This window comes from Mobilibacterium timonense, from assembly GCF_900155555.1.
Lineage (GTDB): Bacteria > Bacillota > Clostridia > Peptostreptococcales > Anaerovoracaceae > Allobaileyella > Allobaileyella timonense.
On record NZ_FUHN01000006.1, the window covers coordinates 198,877 to 211,690 of the forward strand.

12 protein-coding genes are annotated in these 12,814 nt (G+C 53.6%); 11 read left to right on the top strand and 1 reads right to left on the bottom strand.

Annotated features, from left to right (window positions below):
- Positions 1 to 31: 31 nt before the first annotated feature.
- A complete protein-coding gene (locus BQ7382_RS01860) occupies positions 32 to 682 on the top strand; it encodes a redox-sensing transcriptional repressor Rex (protein WP_077390447.1) in 651 nt (216 codons plus the stop codon).
- A 305-nt stretch (positions 683 to 987) separates the two neighbouring features.
- On the opposite strand, the gene BQ7382_RS01865 is transcribed toward BQ7382_RS01860, so the two are convergent.
- Positions 988 to 1,155, bottom strand: coding sequence for a DUF362 domain-containing protein (locus BQ7382_RS01865; protein WP_077390448.1), 168 nt, complete (start codon positions 1,153 to 1,155; stop codon positions 988 to 990).
- Positions 1,156 to 1,315: 160 nt separating this feature from the next.
- Between BQ7382_RS01865 and BQ7382_RS01870 the strand changes: the two genes are divergently transcribed.
- The 10 genes from BQ7382_RS01870 to acrA all read left to right on the top strand — a co-directional run bounded on the left by BQ7382_RS01870 (position 1,316) and on the right by acrA (position 12,679).
- Positions 1,316 to 2,281 (top strand): Asp23/Gls24 family envelope stress response protein, encoded by a 966-nt coding sequence (locus BQ7382_RS01870; RefSeq protein WP_077390449.1) that lies wholly within the window; start codon positions 1,316 to 1,318, stop codon positions 2,279 to 2,281.
- Between the two features lie 48 nt (positions 2,282 to 2,329).
- On the top strand, positions 2,330 to 3,208 hold the full coding sequence (locus BQ7382_RS01875; RefSeq protein ID WP_159437197.1) for a DNA-3-methyladenine glycosylase family protein: 879 nt from the start codon (positions 2,330 to 2,332) through the stop codon (positions 3,206 to 3,208).
- A 643-nt stretch (positions 3,209 to 3,851) separates the two neighbouring features.
- Positions 3,852 to 4,673, top strand: coding sequence for an acyl-CoA dehydratase activase (locus tag BQ7382_RS01880; RefSeq protein ID WP_268874709.1), 822 nt, complete (start codon positions 3,852 to 3,854; stop codon positions 4,671 to 4,673).
- Positions 4,674 to 4,740: 67 nt separating this feature from the next.
- Positions 4,741 to 6,009 (top strand): 2-hydroxyacyl-CoA dehydratase subunit D, encoded by a 1,269-nt coding sequence (locus tag BQ7382_RS01885; protein WP_077390451.1) that lies wholly within the window; start codon positions 4,741 to 4,743, stop codon positions 6,007 to 6,009.
- A 2-nt stretch (positions 6,010 to 6,011) separates the two neighbouring features.
- Positions 6,012 to 7,127 (top strand): 2-hydroxyacyl-CoA dehydratase subunit D, encoded by a 1,116-nt coding sequence (locus BQ7382_RS01890; RefSeq protein WP_328587309.1) that lies wholly within the window; start codon positions 6,012 to 6,014, stop codon positions 7,125 to 7,127.
- Between the two features lie 37 nt (positions 7,128 to 7,164).
- The gene (locus BQ7382_RS01895; RefSeq protein WP_077390452.1) at positions 7,165 to 8,409 is read left to right on the top strand and encodes a CaiB/BaiF CoA transferase family protein; all 1,245 of its coding nucleotides are present in this window, start codon (positions 7,165 to 7,167) and stop codon (positions 8,407 to 8,409) included.
- Between the two features lie 97 nt (positions 8,410 to 8,506).
- On the top strand, positions 8,507 to 9,508 hold the full coding sequence (locus tag BQ7382_RS01900; RefSeq protein ID WP_077390453.1) for an NAD(P)-dependent oxidoreductase: 1,002 nt from the start codon (positions 8,507 to 8,509) through the stop codon (positions 9,506 to 9,508).
- A gap of 69 nt (positions 9,509 to 9,577) precedes the next feature.
- The gene (locus tag BQ7382_RS01905) at positions 9,578 to 10,723 is read left to right on the top strand and encodes an acyl-CoA dehydrogenase family protein (protein ID WP_077390454.1); all 1,146 of its coding nucleotides are present in this window, start codon (positions 9,578 to 9,580) and stop codon (positions 10,721 to 10,723) included.
- Positions 10,724 to 10,739: 16 nt separating this feature from the next.
- Positions 10,740 to 11,540, top strand: coding sequence for an acryloyl-CoA reductase electron transfer subunit gamma (acrB, locus tag BQ7382_RS01910; protein WP_077390455.1), 801 nt, complete (start codon positions 10,740 to 10,742; stop codon positions 11,538 to 11,540).
- Positions 11,541 to 11,557: 17 nt separating this feature from the next.
- Positions 11,558 to 12,679, top strand: coding sequence for an acryloyl-CoA reductase electron transfer subunit beta (gene acrA / locus BQ7382_RS01915; RefSeq protein WP_077390456.1), 1,122 nt, complete (start codon positions 11,558 to 11,560; stop codon positions 12,677 to 12,679).
- Positions 12,680 to 12,814 lie beyond the last annotated feature (135 nt).

The following is a 12,814-nucleotide window of genomic DNA, read 5'->3' on the forward strand; positions in this document are numbered from 1 at the left end:
TCCCGGCATGGTATGATGGACAGAGGCGTGTATGAAGGATAGTAATGCAAAAATTTCAAATGCGATAGTTCGCAGGCTTCCCAGGTACAGAAGGTATCTGGCAGAACTGAAGAGACAGGGGGTAGAGAAGATCTCCTCCAACGAGCTCAGCAGTCTGATCGGATATACCGCATCACAGATCAGACAGGATCTTAATACTTTTGGCGGCTTCGGCCAGCAGGGCTACGGCTACAGCGTGGACTACCTGTACGAGGAGATCAACAAGATCCTCGGACTGGACAGGGAGTACAAGACCGTTGTCGTAGGCGTGGGTAACCTGGGTCAGGCCATCACAAACTACACTTATTACTACAAGATCGGCTTTAACATCGTGGGACTTTTTGACGTGAACCCAAGGCTCATCGGACTGCAGTTCAACGGAGTGACCGTTCAGGACTCCGCAGTTCTCGGGGACTACGTGAGGGACAACGATATAGACATCGGCATCATCTGCGTGAACAGAGAGCATGCGCAGGACGTTGCGGATACTCTTGTTGAAGGCGGAGTCGAGGGCATCTGGAACTTTGCTCCAGTGGATCTCAAGATCCCGGAGGATGTTGCCATCGAGAACGTTCATCTGAGCGAGAGCCTGCACACATTGGCTTTCAAGATCAAGAACAACTCGAAGAACGTCGAATACTAGGAGATGGGACCTGGATCGGTCTCAGCACCTGAAAGCCGGGGATTAATAGCTGCAAAATAAATGCAAAATGAAATAAGATCCGCATGGCCGTCCCGCGGGGCGGCTTTTTCAGTGGAACGCCTGCGGACTGTCGTACCCCAGGCAACGGTCGCGGGCTGTCGCATGACGGGAGTCTTTTTTCGGGAAAAGAAGGCCCGGACGCATCACGTATAACGGCGCTGCAGAGCACAAAAAAAGAAAAACCGCAGCCGAAGCCGCGGTTCGTCGAGCTATTTTGCAAAATGCTTCGATATATCTTATATCGACTATGCCTCAGCAGGTGCTCCTACTGGACATACACCAGCACAAGCGCCGCAATCGATGCATGTATCCTCATCGATAACGTATGGTGTTCCCTCGGAAATAGCCTCTACTGGACATCCGGCTGCACAAGCGCCGCATCCGATGCAATCATCACTGATTCTGTATGCCATTGGTCTTTACCTCCTTGTGTTATTTTAAGACAACAGGATTATAACAGCGGATTTTCACTTTGTAAAGTTAAAACAGGGCGGCTGGCCTTTACTTCAATTTCACTTTAACAAACCCACACGGGAGTGACACAGGATGTCGCAGGTGTGGTATCATCACCACATGGAGATCATATCATTTACAGGAAAGAGCGGTACGGGAAAAAGTTACCAGGCGGTGCGCCTCAGCCGGCAGCTGCGGGCGGACGCCATCATCGACGACGGCCTGCTGATATACAAGGGCCGGGTGGTGGCGGGAAAATCGGCGAAGAGGTGCAAGTCGAAGGCGGCGGCCATGAGGACGGCGCTTTTTAACTACGAAGAAAACAGGAAGGACGTGAGGGAGAAGCTGCTTGAGCTTGATCCGGACAGGCTCCTCATCCTCGGGACCTCCGATCGCATGGTGGACTGGATCACCGACGCCCTGGAGCTGCCCCGGGCCAGCAGGCGGATCTACATAGAAGACGTCTCGTCAGAGGCGGACCGCGAAAAAGCTGCCTTTTACAGGAACGAGAGAGGAGAGCACGTCATCCCGGCGCCGTACATGGAGATACGGAAGGACTTCGCGGGATACTTTCTGGACCCGATAAGGAGGTTCCGGAACGTTTCGATGCCGAACGGCCCCGCCCAGTCGGTGAGCACAGTGGTACGGCCGGCGTACAGCTACGCCGGGCAGTTCCAGATAGCGCCAGCCGTGCTGTCCGATATAGTGCACATCACGGCCGAAGACAGTTTCCACAGGCACCTCAGGGTTATAGATGCGTACTCCAACCGTAAACCGGATTCACTGGATTTGGTGGTCGTAATAACGATCTTCTGGCGCGATGGCATAATGAGCTACGTCCGGCAGTTCCAGAAGGTGGTCAAGGAGAAGATAGAGGAGATGACCGCCTTTTCCGTGAGGAACGTCAACGTGCAGATAAGGAACGTGGTGGTGAAGAGAGAGGCGGAGATGGCGGCCAGGAGGCGCGAGGCCCTGATGCCTGTCACGAGGAAGATAAGCGGGATCCAGAACGGCGGATCACTGGGAGATCATGGAGATCGGCAGGAAAAAAATTCGTCACGCGGCCCGGGCAGGCGAAAGCGATAGAGATAGAAAAGGGACGAGGGGAGATCAGGTCAGAACATGAGCGATCCAATGAATGAAATAGTTTTTGAAAATGTGAGGGATATTGATCTGGAGCACGTCTTTCAGTGCGGCCAGTGCTTCCGGTGGACGCCGGTCAATGGCGGAGCAGGAGGATATGCTGGAAATGTGCAGGAATACCAGGGAGCTGCCGGGCAGTGGTATTGCCGGGCGAGGCTCGATAGAGATCCGGCGGTGGAAAACGCCGGGACTCTGGTGCTGGACGTATCGGGCGGCTCCAGGGATTTCTGGGAAAACTACTTCGATCTGAAGAAGAACTACGGCGAAATAAAGACCCGGCTGGTCCGGGAAGAGCCTGAGATCGTCAGGGCCACCGAGGCCGGCGGCGGGATCAGGATCCTGAACCAGGATTTCTGGGAGGTCCTCATATCCTTCATAGTCTCTCAGAACAACAACATCCCGAGGATCACGAAGTGCATCCGCGGCCTGTGCGAGAAGTTCGGGGATCCCGTATTCGCCGACGAGAACGGGGAGGAGTGGTACGGTTTCCCGTCTCCTGAGAGCCTGGCTTCAGCCACGACAGAGGATCTCGCGGAAATAAAACTGGGCTACAGGGACGAGTACATCATACGGGCTGCCAGGAGGTTCCTGGAGCTGGGAGAGCCTTCAGGTACAATGGAGGAAAAGAGAACAGAGCTCCTCGGGTACCACGGCATAGGCCCGAAGGTGGCCGACTGCATCATGCTGTTCGGCTGCAGAGAGTTCAGAGCTTTTCCCATAGATACCTGGGTGAAGACCATCATGAACGACATGTACGGATTCGACAGGAAAGACGTGAAGGGCATGCAGGCCTTCGCCCGCGAAAAATTCGGAGACCTCAGGGGCTACGCCCAGCAGTATCTCTTCTACCTGTACAGAGACAAAAAATAGCACGATCCCGGACGCTCGGGACTGACTCTTTGAGCGATCTATCTCAAATTCCCATGATATGGAGCTTTCTGCGCATATCATGGGAATTTTCATCTTAAAATTCCCATGGCATAGAGATTTCTGCACATATCATTGACATCGATGATGGAGATGTCCCCAGGATGGGGCCGTCATCTGACACCTTCGATCATGTGATCGCTGCCCGCGATCCCGTAGACCCATTTCTATAAAGCAAACCTTTTCCTGCGGACACCTGTCCGCGAATCTGCACCTTTTGACTAAAGAATAACAAGATGAATAAATAATATATAGCCTATTCATTATAATTATAAGCAAAACAGAATGCAGAAGAGGTCGCCAGGGATTCGCTGTATAACGTGCACGATGCGGTACGCATTGGACTTTGTGCACCTAAAGCTCAGTGATTGCAAGGCTTTTAAAAATTTTTAAAATTTTTTTCGCCTTGCGATAAAAGGCTTACAGCGGAAAACCGACCTCAAACGGCTGTGTGTAGAATTGACATAAAAATAACAGAATGTATAATCTTCACATCAGATATTGTTAATTTTATAGCGAAATTATTCTGAGCTTTGTCCGGGGCCGGCAAGACGGATCTGGATCCCGGCCCACAGGTCAGGCTCAGATGACAGAAGCCTGGTTCAGTCCAGCGGGAGGAAACGTGTACACCCTTGGCATCGACATCGGATCCACAACATCGAAATGCGTCATCCTTGAAGACGGAGACCGCCTGGTGGCAAAGAGCCTCGAGGTCGGAGGAATGGGTACTACAGGTCCTGAGGATGCCGTCAGCGAGGTGATGCAGACATCCGGGCTGAGCTCCGGGGATATTGACAGGACGATAGTCACAGGCTACGGCCGCATGAGATTCCAGGGAGCAGACGGAGAGGTGAGCGAGCTCACCTGCCACGCCATGGGAGCCAGTCACATCTTCGACGGACTGAGGACGGTCATCGACATAGGCGGACAGGACGCCAAGATCATCGCACTTTCCCCGTCAGGCCGCATGACGAACTTCGTCATGAACGACAAATGCGCGGCCGGCACCGGAAGATTCCTGGACGTGATGGCGAACATCCTCAGGATAGACGTGAACGACATGGGAGAGATCGCAGCGAAAGCGGAGGGATCCGCTCAGATCTCCAGCACGTGTACGGTATTCGCCGAGTCAGAGGTCATAAGTCAGCTGGCGAACGGAGTCAGGCTTCCGGAGCTGGTGTCTGGCATCTGCGACAGCGTCGCCTCAAGAGTGAGCGCTCTTGCCCGGCGCGTGGGAGTAAAAGAAAAGGTGTGCATGTCAGGCGGAGTCGCCCGGAACGGAGCCGTGAAAAATGCACTGGAGCGGAACCTCGAGGTCGAGATCCTCACGAGCCCGCTGTCACAGTACTTCGGAGCCATCGGAGCCGCCCTCTACGCTTACAGACAGGCATCCAGATCCGAAAAATAACGAGATCTCGCAGCAGATGCTGCTGAGGAAATAAAAGGTAGTTCATTTTTATCAGGAGGAAATCGAAATGGCTGAAGGAGCAAAGGAAGTCAAGAAATCCCGTCCGCCACTGGATCCGAACTCGGCTAAGTACAAGCTGGGGAAGATCGCAGGTGATGCTTTCAAGGATGCGATCGCCGCTAAGGCAGCAGGAAAGCCGGTGGCATGGGTATCCAGCAACTTTCCGGTAGAGATCCCGGAAACACTGGGGCTTGCTACTGCGTATCCTGAAAATCAGGCGGCCGGCATCGCCGCGAGAGGCGCCGGAGAGAGGATGTGCGTGACCGCAGAGGAGGAGGGTTACTCCAACGACATCTGCGCCTACGCGAGGATCAGTCTGGCGTATGCCAAGCTGAAGGAATGTCCTGAACAGGACGTCGCCATGCCTGATGTGGTCCTGTGCTGCAACAACATCTGTAACTGCATGATCAAGTGGTACGAGAACCTCTCGCAGGAGCTGAACATCCCGATGATCATGCTGGACATCCCGTTCAACCCGGACTACGAGGTCTCTGACGCGGAGGTAGAGTACGTGACTGCCCAGTTCTGGGATGCGGTGCACAAGCTGGAAAAGCTTTTCGACCTGAAGTGGGATGACGACAGGTTCAAGGAGGTCTCCGGCTTCAGCTGCCGTTCGAGCAGAGCCTGGCTGAAAGCGACAGAGTGTGCTAAGTACGTTCCGTCTCCATTCAACGGATTCGACCTGCTGAACCACATGGCAGTGATGGTCACCGCCAGAGGAAAGAAAGAGGCGGGAGAAGCCATGGAGACTCTGCTGAAGGAGTACGAGGAAAACCACAAGAACGGCACCAGCACCTTCAGAAGAGAGGAAAAATACAGAGTGATGTTCGAGGGCATCGCCTGCTGGCCTTACCTGAGAGCCACGTCGAGAGGCCTCAAGGACAGAGGCATCAACATGGTCACCACCATCTACGCAGACGCATTCGGATTCGACTACAACAGTTTCGATGAGATGATCAGGGCATACTGCTCAGTGCCTAATGCTATCAACCTGGAGAAGTCCAGAGACAAGAGGATCAAGCTCTGCAAGGACAATCACGTTGAGGGACTTCTGGTTCACACCAACAGGTCATGCAAGCTGTGGAGCGGATTCATGTACGAGATGAGCCGCCAGATCGGAGAGGCATGCAACATCCCAGTGGCGAGCTTCGACGGAGACCAGGCAGACCCGAGGAACTTCTCCGAGGCACAGTACGACACGAGAGTCCAGGGCCTCATGGAGATAATGGAAGCAAACAAAGAAGCCAGAAAAGAAAACGAGGAGAAGGGAGAGTAACGGTGAACAGAGAACTTTTGGAAAAATTCCACCAGGTGGCAGTATCTCCCAGAGCTCAGATGGACAAGTACCTGGCAGAGGGCAAGAAGGTAGTCCTCACGGCGCCTGTATATACACCAGATGAGCTGATCAGCTCCATGGGGTTCGTACCTATGGGAGCATGGGGAGCGGACATTGAGCTGAACAGGTCGAAAGAGTATTTCCCTGCATTCCTCTGCTCCATCGTTCAGTCAATCCTGGAGCTTGGCATGAAGGACGAGTACAAAGGAGCCAGTGCGCTGGTAGTCCCTTCTCTCTGTGATACGCTGAAGTGCCTGGGAGAAAACTGGAAGTACGCAGTGAAGGACATCCCGTTCATCCCTATGACATATCCTCAGAACAGGAAGCCTGACTACGGCATCAAATTCACCAGGGCAGGCTACGAGAGAGTAATAAGAGATCTGGAGAAGGCCGGCGGTACCTACGACGAGGAAAAGCTGGCTCAGTCCTGCAAGATCTACAACGAGCACAACGCGGCGATGAGGAAGCTTGACCAGGTACTGGCAGGCCATCCCGAGATCACAGCCGCTGAGAGGAGCGACATTTTCAAGAGCGCCTTCTTCATGACGAAGGAAGAGCACACCGCGCTGGTAGAGCAGCTGATCGCCGATCTGGAGAAGAGCGAGCCAGCAGATGAAAAGCTACCGGTTCTTGTGTCCGGCATCCTAACAGATGCTCCTGGCCTGAACAGTATCTTTGACGAGATGAACATGCACATCGTGGCTGACGACGTCGCAGCTCAGTCCAGACAGTACAGGACAGACGTTCCAGAGGGAAAAGATCCTCTCACAAACCTCGCTCAGAAGTTTGCCGACATGGACAACTGCTCGGTGCTGTACAACGCGGAAAAGCCGCGCATCCAGTGGATCGTGGACACCGCGAAGGAGAGGGGCGCAAAGGGCGTGATCGTGGTCCTCACCAAGTTCTGCGACCCTGAAGAGTTCGATTACGTGATGATCAAGAGGGCCTGCGAAGACGCGGACATCCCTGTTGCGCTGGTAGAAGTAGACAGGCAGATGAAGGAGTTCGAGCAGGTGCGCACGAACCTCGAGACATTCAGAGATATTCTTACGATCTAGTGCATCTTGATGGTGCTTTTGAAAAAAGGAGGAAAAGATGAGCGAAGTTAAGCGGCCCCTGGAGGGAGTCAAGGTCGTGGAGATGGCTACATTTATCGCAGCTCCCTGCACTGCCCGTTTCCTGGCAGACCTGGGCGCAGATGTTATCAAGGTAGAGGCCCCAAAGGGAGATCCTCTCAGATACACGGCAGTAAACGAAGGAAGGCCTCTGGATCAGAAGGAGAACACCTCATATGATCTGGAAAACGCCGGAAAGCGCTGTGTGGCACTGAACACAAAGACAGAGGAAGGAAGAGCGGCTCTGGAGAAGCTGATCGCAGACGCAGATATCTTCATCTGTAACTGGCGTCAGGGACCTCTCAAGAGAGCAGGCCTGGACTGGGATACTCTCCACGCAAAGTATCCTAAGCTGGTAATGGGATATATCTCCGGCTACGGCGAAAAGGGACCTGATAAGGACCTGCCGGGATTCGACTTCACGGCGTTCTACGCTCGCGGAGGCATCCTCGGACCGCTGAGAGACAAGAAGAGCACACCTATGCTGACGGTACAGGGATTCGGAGATCACCAGGTCGCAATGAACCTGGCAGCAGGAGTTCTGGCCGCACTGTACAGAGCTAAGATGACCGGCGAAGGAGATCAGGTAGTCGTATCTCTGTTCCACAGCGCGGTATGGGACGTATCCCTGATGCTCCAGGCCAGCCAGTACGGATCGGACAGCTGCAAGTTCCCTATGGAGAGATGGGAGAACGGAAATCCTCTGACGATGTGCTACAGGACAAAGGACGACCAGTGGCTGCAGATCGCGATGCCGCAGTACGACAGACATTATCCAGTGCTCATGAACGCCATGGGACATCCTGAAATGGCCGACGATCCACGGTTCTACCCACAAAAGAACCTCGTTCCTAACAGGAAGATCTTCTCCGAGTGGATCTCAGATCAGTTCGCTCAGAAGGATTGCGCAGACTGGTGCAAGATCCTGGATGACGCTGACTTGCCTTATGCGGTTGCCCAGAACTGGGATACCCTGCTTGTGGACAAGCAGGCATGGGCGTCCGATATCTTCTACGAGATGCAGTACAGCAACGGAAACAAGCGTACCCTCGTAAGACCGCCGGTGATCTTCAAGGAGATGGGACTGCCTGATTACAACAGAGGACCGTACCTGGGAGAGCAGACAGAAGAGATACTCACCCAGCTTGGATATTCAGAAGACGAGATCAGATCCATGGAGGAGTCCGGAGCGGCTGTGCCTATGGATCCGGCACTCAGAGATTAGTCAATAATTGATGCTCCCGTGGGGCGGTTTTCCCCAAGTTTTCGCCCCGCCGGGAATTTAATGAATTATTATCGCGGAGATCGCAAAGGAGATCGTTATGAAAATCGCTGCATACGAAGTAAGACCTGATGAAGAACCTGTGATCAAGGGACTGTGTGAGAAGCTTGGAATCGATGTCGACATCACCAGCCTGAACCTGGACGAGAGCACCGTGAACATGGCCGAGGGAGCCGACGGAGTTACGACTCTCGGACAAAGCACGTACAGCAATGAAGTGCTGGATCAGCTCAAGGAATACGGCGTAAAGGTGCTGGCATCCCGCTGCGTTGGTTATAACCACATGAATGTCGAGTACGCAAGGAAGCTTGGATTCAAGCTGTGCAACGGAAGCTACGCTCCGAACGGAGTTGCCGAGTACACAGTAATGTCCATTCTCATGTGCATCAGAAAGCAGAAGAAGGCTCTCTATGACACCAACGACAACAACTTCACTCTCAGAGGAAAGATGGGAAGAGAGCTGAGGACTATGACTGTTGGTGTTATCGGAACAGGAAAGATCGGTGCCACGGTCGTTAAGATCCTCTCCGGATTCGGCTGCAAGATCCTGGCTAACGATATCTACGAGAACGACGAGGTAAAGAAATACGCCACCTACGTGGATGAGGATACCCTTTTCAGAGAGAGCGACGTCATCACCATCCACACACCGCTTCTTCCAAAAACCGAGAAGACCATCAACGCCGATGCCATCGCCAAGATGAAGAAGGGCGTCATTATCGTAGACAACGCAAGAGGCGAGCTCATGGATATCGATGCCATAATCGACGGCGTTGAGACCGAGAAGATCGGTGCTCTGTTCATGGATTCTTTCCCGGGAGAGGTCGGGATCATCCACGTGGATCACAACGAGGACATCATCAGGACCGAGGGAATGCCTTACTTCAAGCTCAAGTATCTCCGCTCTTTCGTAAACGTCTACCACACGCCTCACATGGCATTCTTCACGCAGGAAGCCGGCGAGCAGATGGCAGAGTGCGGAGTTGAAAGCATCTACGAGATCATGACAGAGGGTAAGTCCAAGCACGAGATACCTGCATAATCGTAAATTAATGCTGGTATCGGTGAGCCGGCACCGGCAGAGAAATAAATTAAAACTTAGGAGGAAAATATGATTCTGGACAAGAAGCATGCCCTGCAGCAGAAGCTGTTCCGCCAGTTCGCCGAGACAGAATTCACGAAAGAGATTCTGGACGAGCTGGAAGAGACCGGTGAGTTCAACTGGGAAATGCACAAGAAAATGGCAAAGTACGGTTTCATGGGTGTCAAGATACCTAAGGAGTATGGCGGCGCCGGATGCGATCACCTCACATACGCGCTTATGGACGAGGAGTTCGCGAGACAGAGCGCAGTTCTGGCTCTTTACGCAAACACATCAAACTCTCTGGGAGGCGGACCTCTTCTTCTGGCGGGAAGCAAGGAGCAGAAGGAAAAATATCTTCCTCCAGTCGCCAGAGGCGAGAAGATCCTTGTGTTCGCTTTGACCGAGCCGGGTGCAGGATCCGATGCAGGCGGAACAACTACCACAGCCATTCAGGATGGCGACGATTTCATTATCAACGGCCGTAAGTGCTTCATTTCCGGTGCTCCTATGGCAGACTGGTGCATCCTTTTTGCAAAGACAGACCTGAGCGCAAAGGGATCGAGAGGGATCTCCATGTTCATCGTTGACATGCATCTTCCGGGCGTGTCTCTCGGTGCTCCGGAGAAGAAAATGGGTATCGTAGGATATCCTACCAGCGACGTTGTTCTGGAGGATGTAAGGGTTCCTAAAGACTGCCTTATCGGCAAGCTGAACAAGGGCTTCCAGACCGCCATGAAGACCCTGGACGGAGGCCGCCTGGGAGTCGCGGCACAGGCCGTAGGTATCGCTCAGGCATGCCTGGACGAGTCTGTAAAATATGCAAAAGAGCGTAAGCAGTTCGGCCGTCCTATCGCGGATTTCCAGGGCGTGAGCTTCATGATCGCAGAGATGGCGACGGACGTTGAGGCTGCCCGCCAACTGGTGTACCACGCCGCTCAGCTGAAGGACGCCGGCTCTGAGGAAGCTTCCAAGGCCTGCTCCATAGCCAAGTTCTTCGCCTCCGAGGCAGCCAACAGGTGTGCCTACAAGGCAGTCCAGATCCACGGCGGATACGGATACATCAAGGAGTACAAGGTCGAGAAGCTCTACAGGGATGCGAGGATCACCAGCATCTACGAGGGCACCAGCCAGGTACAGGAGATCGTTATTTCCAGCAATCTTCTGAGAAAGTAAGGAGGGCAGTGAACAAATGAAAATTCTCGTAACAGTAAAGCAGGTTCCTGATACCTCCGGGAAGGTAGCAGTAAAAGAAGACGGGACCCTGGACAGAGCGTCGATGCAGACGATCATCAACCCTGATGACCTGAACGCCATCGAGGCGGCTCTGACATTGAAGGACAGGCTGGGATGCAAGGTAGTCGCATTCACCATGGGACCGCCACCGGCAGAAGGGATGCTGAGAGAGCTCATGGCCATGGGCGTAGATGAGACAGTTCTCATCACAGCAAGAGAGTTCGGTGGTTCCGACACCTATGCTACATCTCAGATCATCGCAGCAGCCATCGACACATATGGACTCGAAGAGGAAGACATCGTGCTGGCCGGACGCCAGGCCATCGACGGAGACACGGCTCAGGTAGGCCCTCAGATCGCTGAGAAGCTCCACATCCCTCAGGTCACATATGCAGGAGACATAGAGAAGGACGGCAGGACGCTCACCATCAAGAGGATCCTGGAGGACGGATACATGACCATCAAGGTGAAGACACCTTGCCTCATCACATGCATCAAGGAGCTGAACACTCCGAGATACATGACCGTTCTGGGAACGGAAGAGTGTTTCGACATGCCTCTCCACATCATGGATTACAACACACTGAAGGATCACCCTCTCATCGATGCCACCACCATCGGACTGAAGGGCTCCCCGACGAACATCTACAAGTCATTCACTCCGCCTCAGAAGGGTGCGGGCATGATGCTGGAAGGATCCGGCAAGGAAACAGCTAAGCAGCTGGTATCCATACTCACAGACAAGCATATCATCTAAGGAAGGAGAAACAGACAATGGCTTTTAACAGTGCTGATATAGCTGCCTTCAAGAACGTATGGGTGTTCTGTGAGCAGCGTCAGGGCAAAATGATGAACACCACCTTCGAGCTCATCTCGGAGGGAAGAAAACTGGCAGACGAGCTGGGCGTGGACCTGTGCGGTATCCTGCTGGGAGACGATGTCGACGGCATCGCGAAGGAGATCGGAGGATACGGGGCGGATTCCGTGATCGTATGCAACAGCCCTCTCCTGAAGAACTACACAACAGAGGGATACACCAAGGTCATCTGCGACATGGTGGAGGAATACAAGCCTGAGATCCTTCTCTTCGGAGCATCCAATATCGGAAGAGACCTGGCTCCGAGGTGCGCAGCAAGACTCCACACGGGACTGTGCGCAGACTGCACTCACCTGGACGTTGACCTTGACGGCTATGTAAACTTCCTGAGGACGGGGTCCTCCCTTGATGTAGACGGAATGAACTTCGACAGCAAGCTCTTCGACGTAAAGACCAACCTGAAGATGACCAGACCTGCATTCGGAGGACACCTGATGGCCACCATCGTTTGCCCTCGCTTCCGTCCGGCAATGGCCACCGTTCGTCCGGGCGTAATGATGAAGAGGGAATTCGATAACGCTAAAGCAGCTTCCATCAAGGTGATCCACCCTGAGTTCAAGCTGGCTCCTGAGGACATAGAGACAGAGGTAGTTGAGATCGTAAAGGCCGCCAAGAAGATGGTAGACCTGATCGGCGCGGACTACATCGTATCTGTCGGAAGGGGCATCGCAAAGGACGTGGAAGGCGGCATCAAGCTGGCTGAGGAGCTGGCAGACGAGCTCGGTGGAGTGGTAGGATCTTCCCGTGCCTGCGTTGATGCCGGCTGGATCAGTGCAGACCACCAGGTAGGGCAGACCGGAAAGACAGTGCACCCTAAAGTATACATCGCCCTCGGTATCTCCGGGGCCATCCAGCACAAGGCTGGCATGCAGGATTCCGAGTACATCATCGCGGTGAACAAGAATGATGCCGCGCCTATCTTCGAGATCGCCGACTACGGCATCTGCGGAGACCTTTTCAAGGTAGTACCTCTGCTCATCGACGCCATCAGGGAGTCGAAGGCAGCAAAGGAGGCTTAACAGAAAAAACTGTCTTACGTCGGTGACCTCCACTGATGGTATCAGTTTTTCCCCCGTGCTCAGTCCTGTCCCATGTGTCGGCGGTTCCAGTGCCCGCAGAAGGGCTGAGCATTGATTTAATAAGGAATGATTTTT